The organism is Amycolatopsis sp. lyj-84 (assembly GCF_046549075.1).
GTDB lineage: Bacteria > Actinomycetota > Actinomycetes > Mycobacteriales > Pseudonocardiaceae > Amycolatopsis.
Map to the genome: position 1 here is coordinate 194,078 of NZ_JAJPWO010000012.1, position 25,342 is coordinate 219,419.

Sequence of the window (25,342 nt, forward strand, 5' to 3'; positions counted from 1 at the left end):
TCCCGGGCGATGTACACCCCGTCCGATCTCGCCGACCTGCTCGAATGCGAGCACCGCAGCGTCCTGAACCAGGCGCTGTCCGCCGGGCTCCCGGGAGCGCCGCGGCGGGGCTCCGGCCCGGATCAGCTGGCGGTCACCCACGGGCGCGCCCACGAAGCCGCGACGCTGGACAAGCTGCGCGGCGAGAAGAATGCCGTCGTCGAGATCGACGAACGGGACCCGGTCGTCGCCGCGAAGGCCACCGAAGAGGCGCTGCGGGCGGGCGCCCCGGTGATCTACCAGGCGGTCTTCCACGACGGCGAGTTCTCCGGCCGCGCCGACTTCCTGATGCGGGACGACGAGGGCCGCTACGAGGTGTACGACACGAAGCTGGCCCGGCACGCGAAGCCCGCCGCCGTGGTCCAGCTGACCGCGTACGCCGATGCCCTGCGCCGGGCGGGCTGGCCCGCCGGACCGCGGATGCACCTGCTGCTCGGCGACCACAGCACCCGTTCGTTCCGCGTCGACGACTTCCTCCCGCTGGTGGACAGGCTCCGCGCCCGGCTGCGGAACCGGCCGCCCACCCTGCCGGTCCCGCTGTGGGCCGACGAACGGCCCGCCTGCGGCGGCTGCTCCTACGCCGCTCACTGCGCGAGCGCCCGCGAAGCCGATCGCGATCTTTCGCTGGTGGCGGGGATGCGTGGTGACCAGCGGCGCAAACTCGTCGCGGCGGGACTCGGCACCATCGACGCGCTCGCGGAGGCCGCTCCGGAGGACCGGCCGCGCGACATCTCGACGACGTCGTTCACCACCTTGCGCGCCCAGGCCGCGATCCAGGTCCGGCAGGACGCCACCGGGCAGATCGCCTACGAGATCATCGATCCGGACGCGCTGGCCACTCTGCCGCCGCCCGCGCCCGGCGACGTCTTCTTCGACATGGAAGGCGATCCCTACGCCCTTGCGGGTGAAGGACTCGAATACCTCTTCGGCGCGGTGACGGACGAGGACGGCACGCCGTTCACGCCGTTCTGGGCGCACAACCGGTCGCAGGAGAAGCGGGCCTTCGAGGAGTTCGTCGACTTCGCCACCGCGAGGCTCGCGGAACATCCCGGTTCGCACGTCTACCACTACGCCCCGTACGAGGTCACCGCGATCAAGCGGCTCGCCGCCGTGCACGGGACCCGTGAGGACGCCGTCGACCACCTGCTGCGCAGCGGTGGGCTCGTCGATCTGTACTCCGTGGTGCGCAAGGCACTCCGGGTCTCGCAGCGGTCGTACTCCATCAAGTACCTCGAACCGCTGTACATGCCGGAGGCGCGCGACGGCGACGTGAAGACGGCGGTTTCGAGCATCGAGGCCTACGAGGAATACCTGACGCTCACCGCCTCCGGCGAGACAGCGCACGCGGCCGAAGTCTTGCGCGGCATCAGCGACTACAACGAATACGACTGCGTCTCCACGCTCCGGCTGTTCGAGTTCCTCCACAAGATCCGCGTGAAGGAAGGGATCGCGCTCGCCGAGCCACCCGCAGAGTCCGATGTGGACGCTCTGCTCCGCCAGACCGAAGAGGACGTCGCCGCTCAGAAACGCGCCGAACGCGCCGCTCAGCTCGCCGCGCTGGTCGATCCGCTGCTGGACGGACTGCCCGACGATCCGGCCGAGTTCACCGGTGAGGACCGCGCTCGCGCCTTGCTGGCCGCGTCCGTCGGCTACCACCGCCGCGAGACGAATCCGGCGTGGTGGGAGTACTTCCGCCAGCTGGCCGCCCCGCTCGGCGATCTGGAGACCGACAACGCCTGCGCCGTCCCGGTGACCATGGAGGCCGGGGAATGGGTGCCGCCTTCGGGCCGCGTCCGCAAGGCGAAGCGGTCGCTGACGCTTCGCTGCGACCCGGACCGGCCGCATCCCTTCGCTCCCGGCGACGACGTCCGCCTGCGCTACGGAGCCGCCGCGCGGGACGCCAAGGTCGTCTCGGCCACCGCCGTCGAACTGACCCTCGAGGAAAGCTGCCAGCCCGACGAGACCAGCGCCGACCGGCCCGTCGCGGTGCTGCCCGGGAGCCCGGTGCGGCCCTCCCCCAAGGACGACGCGGTCGCGGACCTCGCCCGGCTGGTCGTCGACGCGCTGCCGACGCTGCCCGCTCACCCCGGTGTCGACCTGCTCCGGCGCACGACGCCCCGGCTGCGTGACGACGCGACCCTGCCGGAACCGGGTCCCGACCTGGTCAACACGGTGATCGACGCGGTCGAGAAGCTGGACGGCTCCGCGCTCGCGGTCCAGGGCCCGCCCGGCGCGGGCAAGACCTATCTCGCGGGCAGGCTGATCGCGAAGCTCGTCCGCGCGGGCAAGACGATCGCCGTCACCTCGACCAGTCACAAGGCCGTGGAGAACGTGCTGTCCGCCGCGCTGAAGAACGCGCCGGATCTGCCGTGCGCCAAACGCGCCAAGCGGACCCCGGATCCGGCCGCGCCGTGGGAGCAGCCGAAGACCAATCCCGCGCTGGTGAAATGGCGCGAGGAACACGACACCGGCCATCTGGTCGGCGGCACCGCGTGGACGTTCGCGAACGCCGCGATCCGGGAAGAGCCGTTCGACCTGCTGATCATCGACGAGGCGGGCCAGTTCGCCCTCGCCGACGCGCTCGCGGTGTCGATGTGCGCCAAGAACCTCCTGCTGCTGGGCGATCCGCAGCAGTTGCCACAGGTCGTGCAGGGCACGCATCCCGCGGGCGCCGAGGCCTCCGCGCTGGGGCATCTGATCGGCGAGGCCGACATCATCCCGGCCGAACTCGGTTATTTCCTCGACGAGACCCGCCGGATGCACCCGGCCGTCTGTTCACCGGTGTCACGGCTGTCCTACGCGGGCCGCCTGCACTCGCATCCCTCGGCGGCCGAGCGGGCGATCGACGGGGTCGACGCGGGCCTGTACCTCGCCGAGGTCGACCACCACGGCAACACGACGCGATCGGTCGAGGAGACCGAGGCGGTCACCGCACTCGTCGCCGAACTCCACGGCCGCACCTGGACCGATCACGGCGAGCCCCGGCCGCTCGGCGACGAGGACATCCTGGTCGTGGCCCCCTACAACCTGCAGGCCCGCGTCGTGGCCCGCGCACTGGAGCAGGCCGGGCACCCCGGCGTGCGGGTCGGCACCGTGGACCGGTTCCAAGGGCAGGAGGCGCCGGTGGTGATCACCACCATGACCTCGTCGTCGGCGGTCGACCTGCCGCGCGGCCTGGACTTCCTGCTCTCCCGCAACCGGCTCAACGTGGCGCTCTCGCGGGCGCAGGCGCTCGCCGTCGTGGTCTGCTCGCCGCGGCTGGTCGAGGCCGACATCCGCACGGTCGAGCAGATGCGCCTCGTCTCGGGCATGCTCGGTTTGATGACGGAAGCCGTACCCTGGCGGCAAGGACGGAGCGACCATGAGTGAGAACAGTCCGGAGAAGAAGCCGGAAATCCTCGACGCCGAAATCGTCGAAGAGTCCCCGGCCCCGCCGGTCGAGGTTCCGGACCCGGACTACAGCGAGTCGGGGGTGCCCTCGTTCGACCACGTGCGTGACCGGATCGAGCAGCGGTACACGACCTCGCTGGGCTCGACCGAACTCGCGGGCTTGGGCGGCAAGGAAGACGTGGCGTCGCTGGACAAGAAGATCGCCGACCGGGACAAGGCGGCCAAGGACAAACTGGCCGAGATCCGCCGCGCCATGCGGGAGCAGTGAGCTAGCCCCAGTGCGGTGAACCGGCTTCGACCGCGATGGCGTGCGCCTGCCGGTAGTGCGCGGCGGCCGCGTCGTGGCGGCCCAGAGCGGTGGCGAGGTCACCGAGGTAGCGGGCGACCGGGCGGAGGGTGAGCATCCCGCTCCCAGCTCCGGCGATCTCTTCGGCGGCGGGCAGGAGTTCGGCGTACAGGCGGTCCATCAGCGTCCGGTCACCGGTTTCGATCGCGACGACGGCGTGGAGGCAGGTGCGGGCCTCGTACAACAGGTCCCGGGGCGAATCCGGGATCGGGTGCACCGGGCGGCACCAGCTTTCGTAGGCGCCGTAGCTCTCTTCGGTCGCTTTTCGCGGCAAGCCTCGCTGAATCCGGTCGCAGAACAGGGCGAGGGCGAGGATCCCGTTGTCCACTCCGGACATGGCCGTTCCGGCGAGCCCGGCGGCCGCGGCGCGATAGGCGGCTTCCCCGCCGGGACCGGTCGTCGCGGTCCGCATCGCGCGATACCACCGGGTGAACACGGCGACGAGCGGAAGGCCGTACTTCTCCCCGAGTTCGTCCGCTGACTCGGCATGCCGGTCCGCGGCCGCGAAATCCGCGAGCGCGCTCTTCGCCTGGACCAGCACGAGATGTCCGAGCACCTCGAACGTCACCAGCCGGTGCCGCGAGGCGAGATCGACCAGTTCCGTGCCGATCCCGGCCCGCCGGGACGCGAGCCCGGCGCGATCGAAGGACTGCAGGAACCGGGCGTTGAGCGCGAAGGCCAGCAGCGCCGGGTCGTCGAGCCGCCGTGCGAGCGTCTCGGCTTCTCGCGCGGCCTCGCGAGCTCGTCGCCCGCCCGCGTTCCGCAGTTCGACGGCGAGCGTGGCCAGCAGACGGCAACGCTCCGCCGTCCGTTCCTCGGGCAACGCGGCGAGGGTCCGTTCGACGGCGGCCGCGATCCGGGATGCCAGTGCGGGATCGTCGCTTTCGGTCCAGATGGCGGGGATGTCGAAGGCGCCGATCACGCGCGCGGTCAGGAGCGGATCGTCGAGCTTTTCCGCCAGTTCCAGCGCTTCGGCCCGATGCCGCCGGGACTGGCCGAGGCCGCCGGACACGGCCGACGCGCGGGCCTTGCCCATGATCAGCTCCAGGCGCTCCGCCGCGTCGGTGGCACCGGAGCGGTCGTACGCGGTGAGCGCGGCGTCCCAGAGTCTCGCCGCTTCCGCCTGCGCGAAACGGCTTTCAGCGTTCTCCGCGGCGGCTTTCGCGTAGTGCGCGGCGCGTCCCGCGTGTTCCTCGGACAGCACGTAATGGTGCGCCAAGGCATCGACGTCGTCCGGGCGAAGGCTCTCCAGCGCTTCGGCGATCTTGCCGTGCTCGCGGGCACAGCGGGACCGGGAAAGATCGTGGTAGAGCGTGTCCCGGACGAGAGCGTGCGAGAACCGGAACCGATGCGGCCCCGTTTCGGTCAGGAATCCGTGCTGGACCGCGATTTCGGTCGCGTCGAGCGCGGTTTTCCCCGACAGGGCTTCGAGCAGGCGGAGATCGACGTCCGTGCCGATCACCGCGGCCCGGCGCACCACCTCACGGGCGGTGTCCGGCAACACCTCCACCCGGTGCCGGACGACGTCGCGTACTCCCGGTGGAACAGCGTCCAGGGCGGCTGGACCTTCGGAGGACAGCAGGCGGGCGAGTTCGCGGACGAAGAAGGCGTTCCCGCCGCTGCGCCGGTGGATCACCGCGGCGGTTTCCGGATCGATCTCCTCCCCGGTCGTGACGCGGACCAGGCCAGCGACGTCGGTCTCGGGCAGGCCACCGAGGTAGATCCGCGTCGGCTCCACACGCGCTGCCCTGCCGAGGAATTCCGTCAAGGGGGCGGACGGATCGGTCCCGCGGTAGGTCGCGACGATCAGCACCGGCTCGGCGAGTACCGACGTCAGCAACGCCAGTGTCTCCTCACCCGCCCAGTGCAGGTCGTCGAGGACGAGCAGCAGAGGCGCGGCGCCGGCCAGAGAGGACGCGACCGCGCGATGCCATCGCCGTCGCGCGGTCATGGGATCCCCGGTCACCGGACCCGCCGTCGGCGCGGCGCCGTACCCGGCGTCGGCGAGCGTGGTCAGGATCCGGCTCCACGCGTAGGCGGGTGGCAGGCCCTCGTCGTCGGGATTGCTCCCCCAGGCCGTGGCCCAGCCCTGCGCGGCCAGGCGAGCGGAGAACGCTTCGGCGAGCGCGGTCTTCCCGACGCCTGCGTCCCCGGAGATGAGCACCAGCCTCGACCGTGTCGCGGCTTCGTCGAGCCTCGCCAGCTCCGTGGCGCGGCCGATCAGCGGCCGTTCGGCGATCTTGGGCACGGGCGGCGCCAGCCGGGGCGCCTGCGCCAGGATGCCGGCTTCCAGGTCACGCAGGCCCGCGCCCGGGTCGAGGCCGAGTTCGTTGGCGAGCAGCGCGCGCGTGGTGCGCAGCACGGCCAGCGCGTCACTCTGCCGCCCGGATCGGTAGAGCGCCAGCGCGAGCAACCGGGAACCGTTTTCCCGCAACGGGTTTTCGCGAACCCGTGACTCCAGCTCGGGGATCGCCTCGGCGGCCCTCCCGAGCGCGAGGAGGGCCTCGGCGCGGAGTTCCTCCGCCAGCAGCCGGAGTTCGGTCAGCCGGGAGACCTCGCCGCGGGCCCAGCCCTCGTCGGCGAACCCGGCATACGCGGGCCCGCGCCAAAGCGCGAGCGCGGTGTCCACTTGCGACAGTGCGGCGTCCGCGCGATGGGCATCGACCAGTTCACGGACCGTGGTGACAGCGGCCTCGAAATCCCAGGCGTCGACGGAGTCCGCGCGCAGGGCGTAGCCGCGGCCGACCGTGACGAGCAGCCGCGCCGGCTCGCGGGGCGCACGATCCGGTTCCAGTGCGCGGCGCAGGGCACCGACGAACGTCTGGACAGCGCCGACGGCGCCTTCGGGCGGACGCTCCCACAGGTCGTCGACCAGGCGTTCCACCGGCACGACCCGGCCGCGGGCGATCAGCAGCCTCGCCAGCACCGCCCGGTGCCGCGGGCCGTTGAGCCCGACGTCGCCCCGCTCGTCCTCGGCCACGAGCGGGCCGAGCACCCCGAACCGCATCGCCACCTCCTCGTTCACCGACGGTGATCATCGTGCCCCGGACGCTCGGCCGTCGCTGACCGGGTGCTGATTCGGGCCCGGGACGCTCGTGGTCGACGGAAACGACCAGGAAGGCACCCATGCGCATCACCGGATTCGACTACCAGCGCGTCCCCGTGGCCGAGGACGTGACACTCGACGTCGCCGTCGCCGGGACAGGCAGCCCGATCGTGCTGCTGCACGGTTTCCCCCAGACCCACCTCATGTGGCGGCACGTGGCGGCGGATCTGGCGGCGGACCACACCGTCATCTGCCCTGACCTGCGGGGATACGGCGAAAGCGACAAGCCGGCCGACACCGGCGAGACCTACTCGAAGCGCTCGATGGCGGCTGACGTCGTCGCCGTCGCGAAGGCCTTCGGCCACGACCGGTTCGCCCTCGCCGGGCACGACCGGGGCGCGCTGGTGGCCCTGCGGGCCGGGCTCGACCACCCGGACGAGGTGAGCCACCTCGCGATCCTCGACGTGCTGCCGACCCTGGACATGTGGGACGTGCTGCACGGCACCCGCGCCGCGGTCGGCTTTCACCTCTACCTGATGGCTCAGCCGCCCGGCCTGCCGGAACAGCTGATCAGCGCCGCGCCCGACGCGTTCTTCGGCCACTTCCTCGACGCGTGGACGCGGCCGGGCGACGCGATCCCGGCCGACGTCCGGGCCGCGTATCTGGAGGCGTCACGGAACGCGGTGACCTCGATCGTCGCCGACTATCGCGCGTCGGCGACGATCGACGTCGAGCACGACACCGCCGATCGCGAAGCGGGCAACCGGCTCGCCATGCCGCTCACCGTGCTCCAGCAGGACTGGGGCGCCGCGCTCGGCTACGACGCCGTCGCGCTCTGGGAGGCGTGGGCGACGGACCTGGACCACCGGACGGTCACCACGGGCCACTTCATGGCCGAGGAATCACCGTCGGAGGTGGTGAAGGCACTGCGGGAACTGCTGACGCGCTAGAACTTGGGTTTCGGCATGGACTTGCTCGGTGCGACGGTCGCGATGCGTCCTTGCGTTTCCCTGGGCGCGCGGGCGTTCGGGTAACCGGCGGAATAACCCGGCACCACCCGCCCCAGCACCAGCAACTCGAAGGGAACGAACTCGACGTCGGCCGACTTGAGCAGTTCCAGCGTCGGGCTTTCGACCCGTTCCGCGGCGAGCGCCACGGCAAGGTTCTGCTCGGCCGCCGCCCACGACGACGAGCCGAGGTAGAGCAATGTCACGGGCACGATCAGGGCGGGCAGGCACCAGGGGCTCACTCGCAGGGCGAGGACGGCGACGAGGAACGCGAGCGGCAGGAAAAGACCGATGCGCAACGATCCTTCGGCGTTCTGCCGATCGTATTCGCCGTAGAGCTGGTCCTCTCTTCCGAGCAGCCGCGGCCCGACGTAGTCCAGATCCTCTTTGGCCGATTCGACGTAGGCGTCGAGCCGGACGACGGTGCCGAGGAGGTGCCAGCGGTGGAGGTAGTCGTCCATGGCCCGTCGCCGGTGGTCGCCACCGCGCACCCCGGCGACGATCTCCGGCAGTTCCTGTCCTGCCCGCCGCGCGAAATCCTGAAGCCCGCTGACGTGGGACAGCACCTTGTCGCGGAAGGCCTCGTCGGTGAGGAACCGGTCCGACAGCTTGTTGAGCACGGCGTCCCGCAGCGCGCGCAGGATCAGCCGCCTGCCCCGGTATTTCGGCTCCAGCCAGGCGATTCCCTGGAGTTTCGACCGGCGGAACAACGGGGTCACGATCGTGTCGAGCCAATGGGTGATAGCAAGGGACATCGTCCCGAGGAGATACGCGGCGAAGGTGGCGGCCGCGAAGACCGCGGCCTTGCCCGACCAGGAACCCAGATCCAGCAGGTCCCGGTAGACGCCGGACGCCTGACCGGGCGGGGGCAGGCCGGGCCGGAAGACGAGCCAGAGCCCGAGAAGCCAGACGTAGCCCGCGGCGAGCGGCGCCCGGAGTTCCCGCAGTCCCGGGAGAAGACTCGACAGCATGCCCCTCCGCCCGTCCGACGACCGGTCCTACCAGGCGTCGTCCCCCGGTCGCTCGCCGTTACAGAACCGTCCGATCGCCCCCGGACTGGGCCGAACGGCGCAATCCGCGCCCCCGGCCGCCCCAATCCGACATACCTTCATGTTTAGCCTCCTTCCCGCGGGGTATCGGTTGTCGGCAGGACAAACGAGGGGCCCCGACATGAAACCCAGTCCCAGACGCGCGCACACCGTCGCCCGCGATCTCCTTTCCCTCACCAGATCCGGCGAGGCAGACCGGCTCGCCGCCGCCCTGATGTCCACCGCCTCGCCCACCCGGGAAGGACCGGCGCTCGGAGACGTCGTCGGGCGGCTGGTCGACACCTTCTCCCTGGCCGCCAAGGATCGCCGTCGTTCGCTGCGGATCCGTGAACCGTTCACCTTGCGCTTGCGGGATCCCGCGGGCCTGACCGTCCGGCCCGACAAACTGGACCCGGGCGTGGCCGCGATCGTCCGCGCCATCGCCGCCAGCGTCCGCGACGATCGGGACACCTGCGCCGACCAGATCGGGGCGGCCTGCGCAAACGCCGACCTCGACCGCCGGATCCGGGTGCTCGCGCACTGCCTGGTCTGGACATCGGACTTCCTCAGCACCGACACCACGGCCTATCCCCCGGTGCTTTCCTGCCTCAAGGGATCGCAGCCCCAGCGTCCACAGTAGACATTGCGCGGTTCGGATGACTTCCCGCCGAACATGTGGACAACCCCAGCGCGGCGCGGCAGGCTGGACAACCGCGCACGAAGTCCCAGTCCCCGATGACGGGCGCACCTTGGTGACCAGTTCCCCTGAACCAGGAGTGCAGACTTGGACGAGGTAGCGCCCTCGACGATACCCGCGGACTCCCGAGCGGCCGCCACGGCGGGGCTGCTGCCCAACCCGGAGAGCAGGCTGGTCCGGGCGGCCGTCGCGGGTGATCCGGACGCGGTCCGGGAGTTGGCCCGTTTCCTTTCCCCGCACGTGTTCCACTACTGCGCCCGGAGACTCGGGAGCACCGGAACGGGCGCCTGCGACGCACAGGACTGCGCGCAGGAGGTGCTTCAGGCCGTCTTGATCGCTTTGCCCCGCTACCGGTACCGCCCGGACGGGTTCCTCGCCTTCGCCTTCGGGATCGCCGGGCACAAGGTGGCCGATTTCCACCGGCGCCGCGCTCGCGAACCGGTCGCCGCCGTCGCGGAGATCGACGACGGCTTGACCCGGTGGATCCGCCGTGACCCGGACGAGATCGAACGGCTGGAGCACCGGATGCAGGCCGGCGTCCTGCTGGCCAGGTTGCCGATGCCGCACCGGCAGGTCCTCGCCCTCCGGTTCGTGTTCGGCCTTTCGGCCGAGGAGACGGCCGAACGCCTCGGCCTGCCGAGCGCCGGCGCGGTCCGCGCGGCCCAGTACCGGGCGCTGACCAGGTTGCGCGCCCTGCTCACCGAGCGGAATGCCCGTTACGCGCCAGCTGTCCCGGAACTCGAAGAGGTGGCAGTACCGGAGCTCGTCCCGGTATAGAACCGTCCACTTCGGACCGTCGTTTCTTGTACGCCACTTGTACGGGGATCTTGCATCCTGTCCACCTATCTGGGGAAACCACTGGAGGACAGCAATGAAGATCCGATCGAGGATCGTCGGCGGCGCCATGAGCGCGATCGCGATGGCCGGGGCGATCATGCTCGGCGGAGCGGGCGAGGCGCTGGCGGCGACGGGCACGGTGAACACCGACTCCGGCGTCGCCGTGACCGTCCGGTCGACCCCGAGCACGGGCGGGAGCGCGGTCGGCACGGTCGCGAGCGGCACCGCCGTCACCATCGACTGCCAGACGAACGGCTCGACGGTGACCGGGAAGTACGGCACCACCGACATCTGGGACTACGTGCCGTCCAAGGGCGGTTACATCAGCGACGCCTACGTCTACACCGGTTCGGACGGCCGGGTCGCCCCGAACTGCGCGGGCAGCACCCTCTCCTGCTCGACCGCGGGCACCGGCAACCCGAGGACCTGCGCGCAAGCCGTCGCGTGGGCCAAGGCACACGTGCACACCAACAACGACCCGGACTACTACCGCTGGTGCGACCGGATCAACTCGTGGGCCTACGGCTGGACCGCGAGCGGCTCGGAGACGGCCTACGTCCACTGGACCCAGCTCCCGGGTTCGTACAAGCACCCGGGTGACACCCAGGTCCCCGCGGGCGGGCTCGCCTTCTTCAGCAACGGCGGCACCGGGCACACGATGATCTCCATCGGCGACGGCAAGTTCCTGTCGAACGACATCAACGGCCCCGGCAGCTTCACCGAGACCACGATCGCGCAGATCAAGAGCAAGTGGAACTACACCTATCTCGGCTGGTCGCAGCCCTGGTTCAAGATCAACCACTGATCACCCGGGCCACCTGGGGGCGCCGCCGGACGAAGAGGTCTTCGTCCGGCGGCGTTCCTTCTTGTCAGGCGCGCCCAGCACCGGAAACAGCCCTTTCGTCGCATCGTGATAAAAATCGGCCACTCCGTCGGGTTAGAGTTGACGGATGGGCACCGAGGCTCTCGCTACTCCCGCACCCCGGGAGCAGCGTGTGCTCATGCAGGCGATGCTCACCCGGCTGCCCGAGTTCAGCGACCGCCTCGCCCGGCTGCTCAGCGACGAGGACGAGTTCTACCACCAGGTGGACAGCACCGCGCCGGACGAGCTGCGCAAGGTCTGCCGCGCGAATCTCGAGCGGGCGCTGACAGCGCTCGTGGAAGGCCGGGGGCTCCCGCTCGACGCGGCCCGCAAGACCGGTCTGGCGCAGGCCCGGCAGGGTATCCCGCTGCCGTCCGTGCTCCGCGCGTTCCGCATCGGCGGGATCTTCGTCTACGAGCGCCTGCTGGAACTGGCGGGCCCTGGCTTCATCAACCCCGCCCGCACGGTGGAGATCAACTCCAACGTATGGAAGACCATCGACCTCTACTCCGACGCGCTGACCACCGCGTACAGCGAGGTCGCCGCCGAACTTTCCCACGAGAAGCTCGCCCTGCTCGACGGGCTGCTGCAGGGCCGGTTCGCCACCCAGGCCGAGCTCGAGAACGCCGCGAAGGAACTCGATCTCCCGGCCGCGGGCACGTTCGTCGCCGTCGTGACCGAAGCCGTCGAACCGAAGGAGCGCCCCGGCGTCGAGGCACTGCTGCGGGCGCGGCGCTGGAAGTCGGCGTGGCGGCCGGGTGCGGAAACCGGGCTGGTCGTGATCGACCGCGTCGAGGACGTCCGGCGGCTGCGCGACGTACTGGGCGCCCTGCCGCTGGCGGTGGGGATGAGCAGGCCGTTCAACGGCTTCCTCGAAGTGCCGGACGCGGTGCACCGGGCCCGGATCGCCCGCCGGTCGCTGTCCACCGGCACCACCGGCGTCGCCGTCTTCGGCGACTCGCCGGTCACCACGCTGGTCGCGAGCGCGCCCGCGATGTCGCGGGATGTCGTGCGCTCGGTGCTCACCGGGATCCTGGTGCTCCCCCAGGCCGAACGGCACGTCCTGCTCGACACGCTGGTCGCGTGGTTCGCCGGGCACGGCTCGGCGAAGGAGGCCGCGGACAGGCTGATCGTCCACCCGAACACGGTCCGTTACCGGCTGCGCCGGGTGCAGGAACTGACCAGGCGCGACCTGTCCGACCCGGTCGACGTCGGCGAGCTCTACGTCGCGCTGGAGGCGGTCCGGCTGGCGGACGACGCGCGCTAGCGCCTGTCCGGCGCCATGTCGGCGTCGATGATCCTCGCGAGGTCCAGCAGCGTGTGCCCGAGACCGGGCCGCGCGGTGAGCCGTACCGCGAGCGTGCGGCCGCGCGAGGTCGTGGCGACCGGCAGGGTCACCTCGGGATTCGCGGACCTCGTCCACTGTGGACGGCGCCCGGCCGCGGACAGCACGATGTCCGGATGCGGGGACCGCCGTCCGGGACGCCACCGTGATCTCCTGGCGTCGAGGTCGCGGATCACGTTGCCGTGCAACGAAAGCAACGCGGCGACGTCCGCGACAGCGTCGCGGAGTTCGACGTCGGTGATGGAGTCCGAGTACGCGCCGATGTCCAGCGCGCGGGGATCGTTCGGGTCTTGCGGCACAGAGTTCCTTTCCACGCACCGGAAGTCGTCCGATGGTGGTCCCGCTCACGTTGTTCCCGGGAACAAACATGTTTGGCTGCCTGCGCCGAATGGCGGCACCCGTACCGCCTTCCGGCCCTGCGGCGTACCTATGACCGTCGGTCACACCTTTGACGCTGACCGGTCCACCAGCCACTATCTGGCGACCGATTACCGATGGGTAATGTGGATTTTCCGTGGTCTCACCAGGAGGACCGTTGCGACGTGCGTTGAGCCTGATCTTCTTGGCACTAGGGGTGTTCGCCATCGCCGGCGCGGTGTTGCTGCCGACCTACGTGAAACCCGAACTCGCCAAAGTGCCACTGAACCAGGAATCGACGTCGGTCCTCGAAGGCACCGCGTCCAAGGTGCTCGCAGTGAAGACCGAGGACGGCAAGACCGTCACCGAGATCCGTGACGACGCCAAGCTGAAGGCGACCGCCCGGGTGATCGCGAACTTCGCGCCGCCGGAGATGCGGGAGGGCACGGACGTCGCGGTGTGGCTGCTGGCCGTCTCGGTCGTAGACACCAGCGACCAGACCGTGGTCAGCGCGAGCAAACGGCAGGTCTGCTTCGACCGCCGCACCGCGGAGGGCTACGTGCCACCGGGCGGCGACCAGGAGTCGAAGTGCTCCCGCAACTCAAGCTTCGTCACGAAGCTCAAGGAGAAGGCCGCGAAGGAGAACGAGAAGCCCGAGGAGATCCAGGAGTACAAGCCGCAGCCCGGCCTGAACTTCAAGTTCCCCTTCGACACCGAGCAGAAGGACTACCAGGTCTACGACGACAACACCGGCCGCGCCGTCCAGGCCCGGTTCAAGGGCGTCGAAGACATCAAGGGCGTCGAGGTCTACAAGTTCGTCCAGGAGATCCCCGACACGAAGATCTCGACGAAGAAGGTGCCCGGCTCACTCATCGGCGCCACCGGGGACTCCGTCGAGGCGGGGCAGTTCTACCAGGGCACCGTCACCAGCTGGATCGAGCCGGTGACCGGGATCCAGGTGAAGCAGGAGCAGCGGTCGCACCAGGAACTCCGGTCGGCCGCGAATCCCACGCCCACGGTGGTCTTCGACGGCAAGCTGACCTTCACCGAGGCGACCGTCGAGGCGATGGTCAAGCAGGTCGGCGAGAACAAGGGCAAGCTGGACTTCATCGGGAGCACCGGGCCGATCGTGCTCGGGATCGGCGGGGCGGCCTTCCTCGCACTCGGGGTCTTCCTTCTGGTGAAGCGCCGCCCCGCACCTTCGCGCCACTAGCACTGGCAACAACTAGCGCTTGCGCAGCACCATCACCAAGTTCCACGACGCGACTTCCCGGACGCCGGGAACCCGCACGATCCACTGGGCCCAGGAGGGGTGGTAACGCGGATAGACCTCCTGGAGATCGGCGAGCGGCGTGGCCTTCCCCCACCGGATGGCCGCGCCGGCCGAAAAGGCGAAAAGGCTCTCCCCGAATTTGTTCTTCGGCTCCTTCCCGTTCTTTTCGAGATAACGCCGCCGGGCGTAGGAGCCACCCAGAAAATGCCACGGCGCCGTCTCGTGACCGCCCCACGGTGAATACCACGGCGTGAACGAGGCGAAAACCGTCCCGCCGGGCTTGGTCACCCGGCACATCTCGGCGAGCATGACCTCGGGTTCGGAAACGTGTTCGAGCACGTTCGAGGAATAGCAGATGTCCACGGATCCGGTGCGCACCGGCAGTTCCGTCCCGCTGCCCCGGACCATGTTCTCACCGGCCTCTCCCCGCGCCGTCAGCTCGCCGACGTCGGGATCTATCCCGAGATACGTGGCGCCGGCGGCACGGAAGGCGTCCGAGAAATAGCCTGGTCCGCCGCCGACGTCGGCGATGGTGCGGCCGTTCAACGGAGTGTGCTGGGCCAATTGCCTGACGGAGTCCTCGGCGAGCACCGAGTAGAAACCGTCCGGATCGGTCTGCTCGGTGAGAAAAGTACGGAACAAGGTCACGGATCTGCGCAAAGTGGCGCGATGCGGCATCACCGAGAGTGTCACTGACCGATTACCGACCATCGAACCATCGCTTTCCGAGAATGATTCATCTACCGTGTACGCACCGGTAACCTAGCATTGTCGCTAACAGGTTGGGAGAACCACGATGGAACGGCCACGTGTGCTGCTCGTCAACTGGCGCGACACCGGCCATCCGGAAGGCGGCGGCTCCGAAAGGTACGTCGAGCGGATGGCCGAGGGACTCGCCAAGGCCGGGTACCGGGTGGAGATCCAGTGCGCGGCCTATCCGGGCGCGAACGCCGGGGAGTGGCGCGACGGCGTCCGCTATCGCCGCCGTGGCAACAAGTTCGGCGTCTACCTCCACGCGCTGCGGGCGATCCGGAAGGCGCACGCGGACCTCGTGGTCGACGTCCAGAACGGGATGCCGTTCTTCGCCAGGCTGGTGGCGGGCTGCCCGGTCCTCGTGCTCGTGCACCACGTCCACAAGGAACAGTGGATCAGCGCGCTCGGCGAGACAGTGGGCCGGATCGGCTGGTGGATCGAGTCCCGGCTCGCGCCGTGGCTGTTCCGGCACTGCCGCTACGTCACGGTTTCCGAGATCACCAAGGGCGAACTCGCGGGCCTCGGCATCGAAGGATCCCGGGTCACCGTGGTGCCCAACGGTTTGGACGCTCCCCCGCGCGGCAAGGCCGTCCGGGAGAAGGAACCGACGCTGGTCGCGGTCAGCAGGCTGGTGCCGCACAAGCGGATCGAGCACGCGATCGACGTCGTCGCGGAACTGGCGAGGCGCTGGCCGACGCTGCGACTCGAAGTCGTCGGACAGGGGCCGTGGGAAGAGGTCCTGCGCGAGCACGCCCGTGACCGCGGTGTCGAGGATCGCGTGCGGTTGCACGGCTGGGTGGACGAGGCCGCGAAACACGAGATCCTGGAACGGTCCTGGCTGCACCTGTGCCCGTCGGTCAAGGAGGGCTGGGGCATCGTCATCATGGAGGCCGCCGCGCACGGCGTGCCGTCGGTGGCCTACCGGGCGGCGGGCGGGGTGGCCGAATCCATCGTGGAGGGCAAGACCGGGCTGCTGGCCGACGACTTCGGCGATTTCACCGCGAAGGTGGACGGACTGCTCGCCGACCGGGCACGCCGGAACGAGATGGGCAAGGCGGGCGTCACCTGGGCCGGCCTGTTCGACTGGGAACACAGCGTGAACCGCTTCGAATCACTCGTGCGCGACGTGGCCGGGGTGGCCATCCCCCATCCCAGGGTCCTGACGCCGCAAGGCTTCGACGATCCCGTCGGCCAGCCCGGCCGTGGCGGCGTCGTCGAAGTCCTTGCGGCGTGCGCGCACGGTGACGGTGCTCGTGTCCCCGACGGTCGCCGCGCCGAACGCCACGCCTGAGCGGCCGCTGGCCGCCGGGTAGAACGCGATCGAGGTGACCGCGTCGGCCGCCGAAACGATGCCGAGGTTGGAAACCAGGTAGGTCGAGCCGAGCCTGCTCGCCAGCAGCCGGGTGCCCAGCCGGGCGATCCTGCTGCTGCGGGCGGGAAAATCGGGTTCCGGCGGCTGGGCGGCCAGCAGCGCGCCCACTTCGGCCGCGACCGGCTTCTTGCCGAGCCGCAAGCGGAAGAAGGCACTGTCGTGCTCGGGTTCGGGCGCGGCGCCGCCTCGCCATGACGCTCCGACCGCGGCCACCACCCTGGCGGTTTTCTCGCCGTGCCGGGTATTCCACGTCTCGGTCAGGTCGGCGGCCGCCGCCGCGAAAGCCGAGGACCCGAGCCGTGAGCGAGGGAGGATCCTGGCGCTGAACACGTCCCCTGGGCCACTTTCGGCCCTTTCCGGGGTAATCCTCGCCGGAGGCGCGAAAACCGCTTCAGCGACTCTCTGGACGGCCGAGGTGAGGAATGACCGATCCGCCGTCCGCGCGCCGATTCCCTTGGCGGCGGACGAGATCGGGACGTCGAGGGCGAGTCCGAGGACGGCGAGCAGGCCGAGGCCGTCGAGCGCGCCGTGATGCGCGGCGATCAGCACTACGGGTTCGTCGGTGCCGACAGCGACGCGGAGCAGCGGCGCACCGCGTTCGTACGGCGCCTCGGCGAAACGATCCCGAATCACCGGGAGTTCTTCGCCGGGAACGGCGTCGATGTCGGGAGCGGCCCCGAGCCAGGGCCGCTCCTCGACCGCGACCGCCAGCCGCATCCGCGCTTTTTCCGGCGTCAGTACCGAAGACAGCTTCGCTTCCAGGAGGATGCTCCAGGAAACGGTGGGGTCGCCGTAGAGCCCGACGACGCGCTGCGCGTGGTCGGAGGCGAACTGGGACACCGGCTCAGCGGTTGCCGTAAATGACGTTCTCGGGGCCCGTGTTCGGGTTGAACTGCTCCTTGATCTTCGCCTGCACCTGGGGTGCGGCGTCCGGATCGGCGGAGTTCGTCAGCGCGTAACTCCCGCCCGCGGCCGTTGCGAGCCCGATGATGACGGCGGCGGCCGCGCCGATGAGGGTGCCCAAGACCTACTCCTTCCGCAGCAGGGAATTCCTGCGTCGGCTCAATGTACGCACCGGTAACTTAAGGCACAACAGTGCGGCGGCGATCGAGAGCAGCGCTACTCCGTTTGCCAGCACCACGGGGATCGGTGTTCTCGTCTCGGTCACGACGGGCACACCGGGAGTGCGGTAAAGCGTGAGCCAGTCACCGGACCACACCGGTTCCGCGCCGGTGAGCAACCGCGGGTCGACCCGTCCCGGCGTCCCGTGTTCGACCAGGATCCAGCCGATTCCCGCCGCCGCCAGGTCTTCGGGCGACTTCGCGGCGCGGACACGGTCCATTCTGGAATCCTCGCCGGAGATCTCCTCGCCGCCGACCCGCAACGTGTCGTCGGCGAGGACGGTTTCGGGCAATGCCCTCGGCGCCGGGTCCAGCTGTGTCCGATGGTCGTTCCAAGCGAACCTGCGGAACGTGGACAGCGGCAGCGCGACGACGTCGCCGGGCCTGTCGTCTTCCGCGAGCACCCGGTGGACCGCGTTCCAGTCCTCCGGGTACCGCACCGCTTCGAGCTTCCCCCAGCCGCCCCAAGCGAGATCAGGCATGGTGAGCAGGGGGAAGAGCGCGGCGGCCACGACGAGCGCCACGCGCGCCGCGCCGGTCCGCAGCCGGGAAGCGGCGGCCTCCACCGCGAGCGCGAATCCGAGCGCGACGGGAAGTGCCCACCAGGCCACCCATTTCTGCGCGTCCCGCAGCAGCCCCGCGCCGGGAACGTGTCCCATCGCCCAGGACAGCACGGGTTCGCCGAACGGCAGTGTCGCGAGCGCGGCGAGCACGACACCGAGAACTCCCAGCACCAGCAACGCTCTCGCCGGCGGTGTCCCCCACCTTCGCGCCAGGGGGCGGAGTCCGGCCAGTGCCACGGCGACCATGACGAGGATGAGCACCGGGGCCATCGGCGCGCCCCGGCTCCCGGGGACGACGTCGCCGTTCCAGATGCCGCCGAGCCCGAGCACGCTCAGGATCGCCGGGCCCCAGCTTTCCGCGCGGGCGCTGAACGCGGCCACCCCGGCAGGATCGGACAGCGAGCCGCCTTCATGCAGGAGCGTGGGCACGAGCCACGGAAGATTGAGCACGACGGCGAGACCGATGGTGTGGGCGATTTTTCGAGGTCCCGCCACGACGATCGCGGTGAGCGCGGCCAAGATCCCGCCCGGCGGGGTGAGCACCGCGGGGGCGCAGGCCAGCACCATTCGCGCGAGTGCCCTCGGCTCGCTGTCGCGCAGGGAAAGCGCGGCGCGCACGATCCACGGGAGGCAGGCGTAGGTGAGCAGGAGCGGCCAGTGCCCGATGAACAACCGCTCCGCGAAATAGGCCGTCCACGCATAGCCGGTGGCGGCGACGACCCGCGTACCGAGCTGCTCCGTCGGCACCAGCCGCGCCGCGCCGTATGCCGCTCCGAAGAGTGCGAGGAATAGCACGATCTTCTGGACGATGTCGCCGGGAACCACCGCGGTCGCGAGCGCGATCACGGTGTCGGCGGGCACCGAACGCGGCAGCGCGGAACCGAGCCCGAGCGCGTCCGGGACGAGCGACTGACGCTGGGCGAACACCATGTCGTAGCTCAGGACGAAGCCGCGTCCGAGCACCGGCAGGAACACCAGCAACGCCAGCCCCGCCGACACCGCGGCCAGGACCGAACGTTCGCCACGTGCGCCCAACGGCCTTTCCTTTCCGCCTCGATCGCGGTTATGGTCCCTTGATTACTCGTCGGTAATAGGAGAACGCCTTTGAGCGTAGACGTCGAGGTCGATCAGGCCAGGACCGACAAGCGTGTCGCGGCGATCCTCGTCTCCCTCGCGCTGGCGGCCAACAACGCCGGCGCCTACGCACTGAGCATCGTCGCCGCCCGGCTGCTCGCTCCGAGCGCATTCGGTGAGCTGAGCTCGCTGCTGGCGGTGCTGGTGATCGGCGTCGTCCCCGCGATGGGCCTGCAGACCGTCGTCGCGCTGCGCGTCGCGCGCAAGCCTCAGGACACGGGAACACTCCTGGCACTCGGCCTCACGACGAGCGCGATCGTCGCGGCGATCGGCCTGATCCTGGCGCCGGTACTGGTCTTCGTGCTGCACCTGGATTCCGTGGTGCCCGCGCTGCTGCTCGCCGTCACCCTCGGCCCGCTGACCCTGCTCGGCCTCTTCCACGGTCTGCTGCAGGGCAGCGGCCGGTTCGCACGGCTGGCCGGGCTCATGGCGCTCGAAGGCGCGGGCAAGGTCGGCGGATCGCTGATCGGCCTCGTGATCGGCGGCAACGCCACCGGCGCGCTGGCCGGGACCGCGATCGGCTCGTACCTGGTGATCTTCTGCGGCTGGCTCCTCTGTGGACGGCAGCGACCGAGGAAAGCGGGCTGGCACGCGGGCGACGTCCTGCACGCGGCACAGGCGATGCTGGCGCTGGTCCTGCTGGTGAACCTCGACCTGGTCCTGGCGCGCCACACCCTCCCCGCGAGCGAGGCGGGCGAATACGCGCTCGGCGCGATCGTCACGAAGATCGCCTACTGGCTCCCCCAAGCCGTCGGTGTCCTCGTGCTCCCCCGGTTCGCGAACGGCGACGACCGGCGCCGCATCCTGCCCGCCGCCCTGGCCGTCTGCGCCGCCCTCGACGCCCTCGTCCTCCTTGTCTCCCTCGTCGCAGGCCCGCGCCTGCTGTCCTTCATCGGCGGCCCCGGCTACGCCGCCAGCACCATGCCAGTCTGGCCGTTCGCCCTCGCCGGCTCGATGCTCGCGCTGGTGCAGATCCTCCTGTTCTCCCGCCTCGCCGCCGGCGACCGCCGGGTGACCGTGCTGATGTGGGCGACCGTGCTGGTGGAGACGGTGCTGGTGACGACCTGGCTGCACTCGTCGGCCACTCAGGTGGTGACCGTCGCTGCTTGCTGTGCGGGGGCTCTGGCGCTTTCCGGTGCTGTGCTGGAGTGGCGGTCGCGCCGGTCGGCCGACTCTTGACCGTGTGGATTTTGGGACGTCAGATGTCCCAAAATCCACACGGTCACGCACGAAAGGTCCGGTCACGAAGCCGGGCAACGTGGTTCTGTCGGTGATCGACTCCATGCTGATCAGGTGCGAAGGGGAGACTGGGCACGCCACCCACTGATCACCACCGGTTCGCCGGTGATCACGGCGAAGCAACTCGAAGCCATCGGCATGCCACGCCGGACGATCTCGCGGCGCTGCGAGCCTGGTGGGGCGTGGCGAATGCTGCTGCCCGGCATCGTGCTGCTCCAGAACGGCGAGCCGACCGAAGAGCAGAGGGTCCAGGCCGCCCTCCTGCACGCCGGTACCGGCTCGATCCTCACTGGAGTACGCGCCCTGGAACGCTATGGCCTGCGCAACCTTCCCAATACCGAGACGGTTCACGTTCTCGTCCCGGCGGAGCGGTCGGTCGCGGACAGCGGATTCGTCCACATCGAACGGTCCCGCCGCCTGCCGAATCCCCGCGTCAGATCCGGCGTCCCGACCGCCCCGGTACCGCGCGCGGTGATCGACGCGGCACGCAGGGCACCGGACCAGGACGCGATCACCGCGATGATGGCCGAGGCGGTGCAGCGAGGTTTCTGCCTTCCTCGCTCGCTCGCCGACGAGCTCGACGAAGCTCGTCGGGGAAGCAGCTTGCGCAGCGCGCTCCTGCCGATCTTGGGCGGCGCGCGTTCGGTCGCCGAGGCCGATGCCTGGCACCTCTGGCAACGATCGGACCTGCCCGAGTGCCGGTGGAACGTCAAGATCTTCGACTCGAACGGGATCTACATCGCGCAGCCGGACGGCTGGTGCGACGAGTTCGCCTTCGCCTGGGAAATCGATTCCCTCGGCTACCACGCGGGAGACGCCGGTTTTCGCGACACGCTCGCCCGCAACGCCCGGTACGCGGCCGCGGGGATCGTCGTTCTCCAGACTCTGCCGTCGCGCCTCCGTTCGGAACCGGATCAGGTCGTGGCCGAACTAGGGGCGGCGCTGGAAAGCGCGCGGCTACGACCCCGGCCGGACATCCGCTTCTTCGGATGACCGTCCCGCGAACCAAGGCAAACACATCGCCACCATCGCCGCCGCGGCCAGCAGCAGCGAAGCCTGCGTCACCGGACCGTAGGCCCACTCCTGGCCGTGCCCCAGCAGCCGCCCCACCACCGCGACGAGCGTCCCCACGGCCATCCCGCCGAAAGCGAGATAGCGTGGCGCGCGGTCGGTGAACTGGCGTGCCAGCAGGACGGCGATCAGCAGGACGATCGGCAGCATCCCGCCGAGCACCGCCAGCAGGCCGATGAGCACCACCGGGACCACTCGCCCGGATCCGGCCACTGTGGACACGGGACGCCGCCGGACCGGCCACAGGACGCCGATCAGCACCGCCAGGATCGCGACGGCGCCGATCAGCAGGCCGGAGCGGTATTTCCAGTCCGGGGTGAACTCGAACTGGACGACACCGCCGGACCCGGCCGGCAGGATCCACGCCTGTTGCCAGCCGTCGACGCGCGTCTTCACCAGCGGAGTCCCGTTCAGGGAAGCAATCCAGCCCGCGTTGGCGTTCTCCGGAACGGCCAAAATGGACTCGTCGCCGCCCGCGACGGTCACCGTCCTGGACGTCGCGTCCCACGAGTCCACGGACACGGCACGGTGGACAACGGGCGGGACCGCCTGCCCGGCGGGTTTGAGCCACAGGTCCTGGACCACGAAGGACTCGGACCGGTCGGTCCGGAGTTCGTGTCCGCCCGCCGCCAGGTCGACGCCGCCCTGGGAATCGGGGCAGGCGGAAAGCGTCAGCGGCCGGTGCGCGGCGAAATCGGCGAGTGTGCCGCGCACGGACGTGTCGTAGTCGAAGCCGTTCAGGTGGACGTTCGGGCCCGATCCGCACGGCACGGTGAATTCCGCGGCCGGAGCGGGAAGTTCGGCGCCGGTCAGGGACAGGCTCCCGATTCCCAGCGAGTTCCGGGTCCGCTGGTCGTCGTCGAGACCGGCGAAAGCGATCTTCAGCTGCGAGGTCTCCAGGGGCGGGAACGTCGCCGCGCCGGAAGCGTCGAGTTCGACGGAGCGGCTCGACGTCGGTGTCGTCAGCTCCAGCCGTGCGGGCGCTCTCGCGGTCCCGCCCGGATCGACGGCGACGCGGATTCCGGAGATCGTCTGCGCCTTGGCCCAGTCCAGGGTCAACGTCGGCCGCAGGTCGGTGACGTCGGGCAGCCACGCGGTCGCGGGATTCCCGTCCGCGGCGGCGAAAGCGCCCGCCGACGGGTCCCCGCCCAGTTGCGAGGTCGCCGACACCCGCACGCCCGGCAGGTCCGCCGGGAACCGGCCGCCGCCGGCGGGCAGCACGGTGCCGCCGAACTCGTACGCGCTCTGAGACGTCGTCGAGAACAGCCGTCGGATCCCGTCCGGTTCTTCACCGTCGCGACCTGCGTTGGCATCACAACGGACGTGCCCGTTGTCCGCCACGCACGCGTACCTCGGCTGCTGGCCCCGGGTGAAAGCGAAACCCGGCGCCGTCCCCTCGGGAAGGTCGGCGGGGACCTCGAGCGCGCGTTGCGGTTCCGCGCCGGGGATCTTGAGCTCCGAGATGCCGACGTTGCCGTCCTGCCTGCCGACCACGAGCGACAGCAACGTGATCCGCACCTTGCGCGTCACGCCCGCCGGCGCCGCGTAGGTGTGCGCCCCTTCGCCCCGGATGACCTGGTGATCGACGGAACCGTTGTCCGTGGTGACCCGGATCCTGGTCGGCGGCCAGCCGACGCGGATGTCGTCGACCATCGCGAGATCGACCGTGTTCACCAGCCTCGGCGTGTCCAGTTCGACTTCGAGCCACTGCCCGATCGGGCCGGTGAAGGTCGAGGAATGCCAAGCGGTCCGCGGATCCCCGTCCAGCGCGGCGAACGGCTGGTGACTCGGATCCGAACCGCCGAAGGCGTCCGCGAACGACGCCGCGGTCGACGCGCTGACCGACCGGATCCCCCGGTACGCGGCCACGGTCTGATGCTGCTCCCCCGGGAACGGCAGGACGTCCAGCGCGGCCCGTTGCTGTCTCGGCGATTCCCCGGCGGTCAGCGTCTGGCTCAGGTTGTCCCGCACCCCGCCGACGTTGCGTTCGGCCCGGCGCAGCCCGTCGGTGACCAGCCGCCGCCCGGACGGCGAACCACCGTCCCCGGTCAGCACCGTCGGCGTGCCGGGATCGAGCTGCCCGGAGTTCATCAGCGGCAGCAGGTTCTCCGGGCCGCCGCTCACCGTCGGAACGTCCTTCACGGACGTCGCGGTGACGAGCGGCACCGGCCGTTTCACCTCGTAGATCTCCAGCGGCCCGAACTCGGCCGCTTTCCCGATCCCCGGTGATCCCGCCAGTCCGGAGCGCAGCGTCGCGAAGTCGGGGGCGCCCACCTTGGCGCGGTCGATGTCCCCTCGCAGCAGCAAGAACCGGTAGCCCGACCGCGCGAGCAGGGCGGCGAGCCCGGGATCCCCTCTGCCGTCGGCCAAAGCCGCGTCGATCGAGTCCATCAGCCGGGTGTTGCCCTCCGACCCCAGCGGGACCTGGTTGCGCACGGCCCACGGGCTGTCCGCGATGGCCTGCGCCGGTTCGTCCACGGTGCGGCCCCAGTCGTACTCGCCGAACCCGGTCGCGGGCAGCAGCAGCGTCCGCGCGTTCGGATCGGCCTTGGCGACGTAGCCCATCGCGTCGTACCAATGGCCCGGCACCTCGTCCCAGCCCGGCCCCGGCCGCAGCGTCAGCAGCCACACCGGCGCGGCCATCACCACGACCAGTAACGCACCGAGCGCTGGCCGCAAATTCCGCCGCAGCGAAGGCGCGGCACTCGTGATGCCGTATACGAACGCCAGCATCAGCGGCAGCCGCAGCACCGGTTCGAATTTGTGCACGTTGCGCAGCGGCGCGAGCGGGCCGTCGAGCAGATGCCGCACGGGTTCGGCCAGCGGGCTGTCGAGCGTCCCGACATAGCCGACGGTCAGCAGCGTCAGCCCGGTCAGGACGCCGAGTACCAGGAACCGTCGTTCGGGCAGGCCACGCCGTGCGAGCCCGAACAGGCCGACCGCCGCCACCAGCCCGGTGGCCGCCATCAGCACGGGATTGTCGATCAGCGCCCAGCCCGACGGCCACCACGGCGTGCCCTGCACGACGTAGGCGACCCATTGGTTCGTCCCGCGCAGCACCTCGTACAGCGACATCGGCGCCGTCGTGTTCGTCGCGGATTCGATGTAGTCCAGGAACGGCAGGCTGTACTGGCCGAGCAGGACGAGCGGCAGGATCCACCACAGCGCCACGCCCGCGACGAAGACGAACCACCAGATGACGAGTTCGACGTGCGTGCTCCGCCATTTCCGGGTCAGCAGCCAGAGTCCCGGCAGCACGAGCGCCATCACGACCATCGCGCCGTTGATCCCGCCCATGCACAGCACGGCGAGCGCGGACAGCCCGGCGGCACGGCGTGGCGAACCGATGCGATCGGCGAGGATCAGCGGCAGCAGCACCCACGGCAGCAGGACGGCGGGCAGCATTTCCGACGACAGCGAGCCGATTTCGGTGACCATCCGCGGCGCGAGGGCGTACCCGACTGCTCCGATCAGCCGAGTCCGTTCGTTCCCGATCTTGAGCGCGCGGGCCACCAGGAGCGCGCCCCCGAACGCGACCGAGAGCAGGAGCGCGCACCACAACCGCTGCGCGATCCACACCGGCATCCCGACGGCCTGGCACACCGCGAAGAACGGCCCCATGGGGAACAGGTAGCCGTACGCCTGGTTCTGCAGTTCCCCCGCCGTCGCCTGGGGATTCCACAGGTGCAGCGCCCGGCCGAGGAAGGCCAGCGGATCCACGGCGAGGTCGAGTTTGGTGTCGAACGTCGTCCTGCCCGGACGCTGCACAAAGGACAGCACGGTCAGCGCCAGCACGATCCACGTGCTCGGCTTCTTCACGATCGCGCCGGTTACCATCCGGTAGATACTAGGCGGAAACGTG

At 70.1% G+C, this 25,342-nt stretch carries 18 protein-coding genes; 11 read left to right on the plus strand and 7 right to left on the minus strand.

The annotated features are described in order from the left end of the window. Positions 1-9 precede the first annotated feature (9 nt). The gene (locus ACLJRM_RS32010) at positions 10-3,408 is read left to right on the plus strand and encodes a TM0106 family RecB-like putative nuclease (protein ID WP_410665216.1); all 3,399 of its coding nucleotides are present in this window, start codon (positions 10-12) and stop codon (positions 3,406-3,408) included. Next, entirely contained in the window at positions 3,401-3,697 is a 297-nt protein-coding gene (locus tag ACLJRM_RS32015) for a hypothetical protein (RefSeq protein ID WP_101608681.1), read from the plus strand. Before ACLJRM_RS32010 ends, ACLJRM_RS32015 begins: the two co-directional genes overlap by 8 nt. 1 nt (position 3,698) lies before the next feature. On the opposite strand, the gene ACLJRM_RS32020 is transcribed toward ACLJRM_RS32015, so the two are convergent. Beyond that, entirely contained in the window at positions 3,699-6,782 is a 3,084-nt protein-coding gene (locus tag ACLJRM_RS32020; protein WP_410665217.1) for a BTAD domain-containing putative transcriptional regulator, read from the minus strand. A gap of 119 nt (positions 6,783-6,901) precedes the next feature. On the opposite strand from ACLJRM_RS32020, the gene ACLJRM_RS32025 reads away from it, so the two are divergent. Further along, positions 6,902-7,771, plus strand: coding sequence for an alpha/beta fold hydrolase (locus ACLJRM_RS32025; protein ID WP_410665176.1), 870 nt, complete (start codon positions 6,902-6,904; stop codon positions 7,769-7,771). On the opposite strand, the gene ACLJRM_RS32030 is transcribed toward ACLJRM_RS32025, so the two are convergent. Further along, positions 7,768-8,799 carry a hypothetical protein gene (locus tag ACLJRM_RS32030; protein WP_101608685.1) on the minus strand — a complete coding sequence of 344 codons (1,032 nt, stop codon included), beginning with the start codon at positions 8,797-8,799 and terminating at the stop codon, positions 7,768-7,770. The two genes, ACLJRM_RS32025 and ACLJRM_RS32030, sit on opposite strands and share 4 nt — an antisense overlap. Positions 8,800-8,998: 199 nt before the next feature. Here ACLJRM_RS32030 and ACLJRM_RS32035 point away from each other — a divergent pair, with 199 nt between their 5' ends. From ACLJRM_RS32035 to ACLJRM_RS32050, 4 genes are all read left to right on the plus strand, one after another. Then, positions 8,999-9,496 carry a hypothetical protein gene (locus ACLJRM_RS32035; protein WP_410665177.1) on the plus strand — a complete coding sequence of 166 codons (498 nt, stop codon included), beginning with the start codon at positions 8,999-9,001 and terminating at the stop codon, positions 9,494-9,496. 144 nt (positions 9,497-9,640) lie between these two features. Beyond that, complete coding sequence (locus ACLJRM_RS32040; RefSeq protein ID WP_101608687.1) at positions 9,641-10,330, plus strand: sigma-70 family RNA polymerase sigma factor; 690 nt, start codon at positions 9,641-9,643, stop codon at positions 10,328-10,330. Positions 10,331-10,424: 94 nt separating this feature from the next. Then, complete coding sequence (locus ACLJRM_RS32045; RefSeq protein ID WP_101608688.1) at positions 10,425-11,195, plus strand: hypothetical protein; 771 nt, start codon at positions 10,425-10,427, stop codon at positions 11,193-11,195. A gap of 145 nt (positions 11,196-11,340) precedes the next feature. After that, entirely contained in the window at positions 11,341-12,519 is a 1,179-nt protein-coding gene (locus tag ACLJRM_RS32050; protein WP_101608689.1) for a PucR family transcriptional regulator, read from the plus strand. On the opposite strand, the gene ACLJRM_RS32055 is transcribed toward ACLJRM_RS32050, so the two are convergent. Continuing rightward, the gene (locus ACLJRM_RS32055; protein ID WP_101608690.1) at positions 12,516-12,896 is read right to left on the minus strand and encodes a hypothetical protein; all 381 of its coding nucleotides are present in this window, start codon (positions 12,894-12,896) and stop codon (positions 12,516-12,518) included. The two genes, ACLJRM_RS32050 and ACLJRM_RS32055, sit on opposite strands and share 4 nt — an antisense overlap. Positions 12,897-13,132: 236 nt before the next feature. Here ACLJRM_RS32055 and ACLJRM_RS32060 point away from each other — a divergent pair, with 236 nt between their 5' ends. Further along, positions 13,133-14,167 carry a DUF3068 domain-containing protein gene (locus ACLJRM_RS32060; protein ID WP_158255821.1) on the plus strand — a complete coding sequence of 345 codons (1,035 nt, stop codon included), beginning with the start codon at positions 13,133-13,135 and terminating at the stop codon, positions 14,165-14,167. A gap of 12 nt (positions 14,168-14,179) precedes the next feature. On the opposite strand, the gene ACLJRM_RS32065 is transcribed toward ACLJRM_RS32060, so the two are convergent. After that, positions 14,180-14,875, minus strand: coding sequence for a class I SAM-dependent methyltransferase (locus ACLJRM_RS32065; RefSeq protein ID WP_101608692.1), 696 nt, complete (start codon positions 14,873-14,875; stop codon positions 14,180-14,182). A 163-nt stretch (positions 14,876-15,038) separates the two neighbouring features. Between ACLJRM_RS32065 and ACLJRM_RS32070 the strand changes: the two genes are divergently transcribed. Beyond that, the gene (locus ACLJRM_RS32070; RefSeq protein WP_101613281.1) at positions 15,039-16,271 is read left to right on the plus strand and encodes a glycosyltransferase family 4 protein; all 1,233 of its coding nucleotides are present in this window, start codon (positions 15,039-15,041) and stop codon (positions 16,269-16,271) included. A gap of 925 nt (positions 16,272-17,196) precedes the next feature. Here the strand turns inward: ACLJRM_RS32070 and ACLJRM_RS32075 are convergent. After that, positions 17,197-17,376 (minus strand): hypothetical protein, encoded by a 180-nt coding sequence (locus ACLJRM_RS32075; RefSeq protein WP_101608693.1) that lies wholly within the window; start codon positions 17,374-17,376, stop codon positions 17,197-17,199. Between the two features lie 3 nt (positions 17,377-17,379). Then, positions 17,380-19,071 (minus strand): hypothetical protein, encoded by a 1,692-nt coding sequence (locus tag ACLJRM_RS32080; protein ID WP_410665178.1) that lies wholly within the window; start codon positions 19,069-19,071, stop codon positions 17,380-17,382. A gap of 69 nt (positions 19,072-19,140) precedes the next feature. Between ACLJRM_RS32080 and ACLJRM_RS32085 the strand changes: the two genes are divergently transcribed. Together ACLJRM_RS32085 and ACLJRM_RS32090 are read left to right on the plus strand one after the other, a co-directional pair. Then, a complete protein-coding gene (locus ACLJRM_RS32085) occupies positions 19,141-20,349 on the plus strand; it encodes a lipopolysaccharide biosynthesis protein (protein ID WP_410665179.1) in 1,209 nt (402 codons plus the stop codon). Positions 20,350-20,463: 114 nt separating this feature from the next. Then, positions 20,464-21,402 carry a hypothetical protein gene (locus tag ACLJRM_RS32090; RefSeq protein ID WP_410665180.1) on the plus strand — a complete coding sequence of 313 codons (939 nt, stop codon included), beginning with the start codon at positions 20,464-20,466 and terminating at the stop codon, positions 21,400-21,402. On the opposite strand, the gene ACLJRM_RS32095 is transcribed toward ACLJRM_RS32090, so the two are convergent. Beyond that, the gene (locus ACLJRM_RS32095) at positions 21,367-25,317 is read right to left on the minus strand and encodes an alpha-(1->3)-arabinofuranosyltransferase (RefSeq protein ID WP_410665181.1); all 3,951 of its coding nucleotides are present in this window, start codon (positions 25,315-25,317) and stop codon (positions 21,367-21,369) included. The two genes, ACLJRM_RS32090 and ACLJRM_RS32095, sit on opposite strands and share 36 nt — an antisense overlap. Positions 25,318-25,342 lie beyond the last annotated feature (25 nt).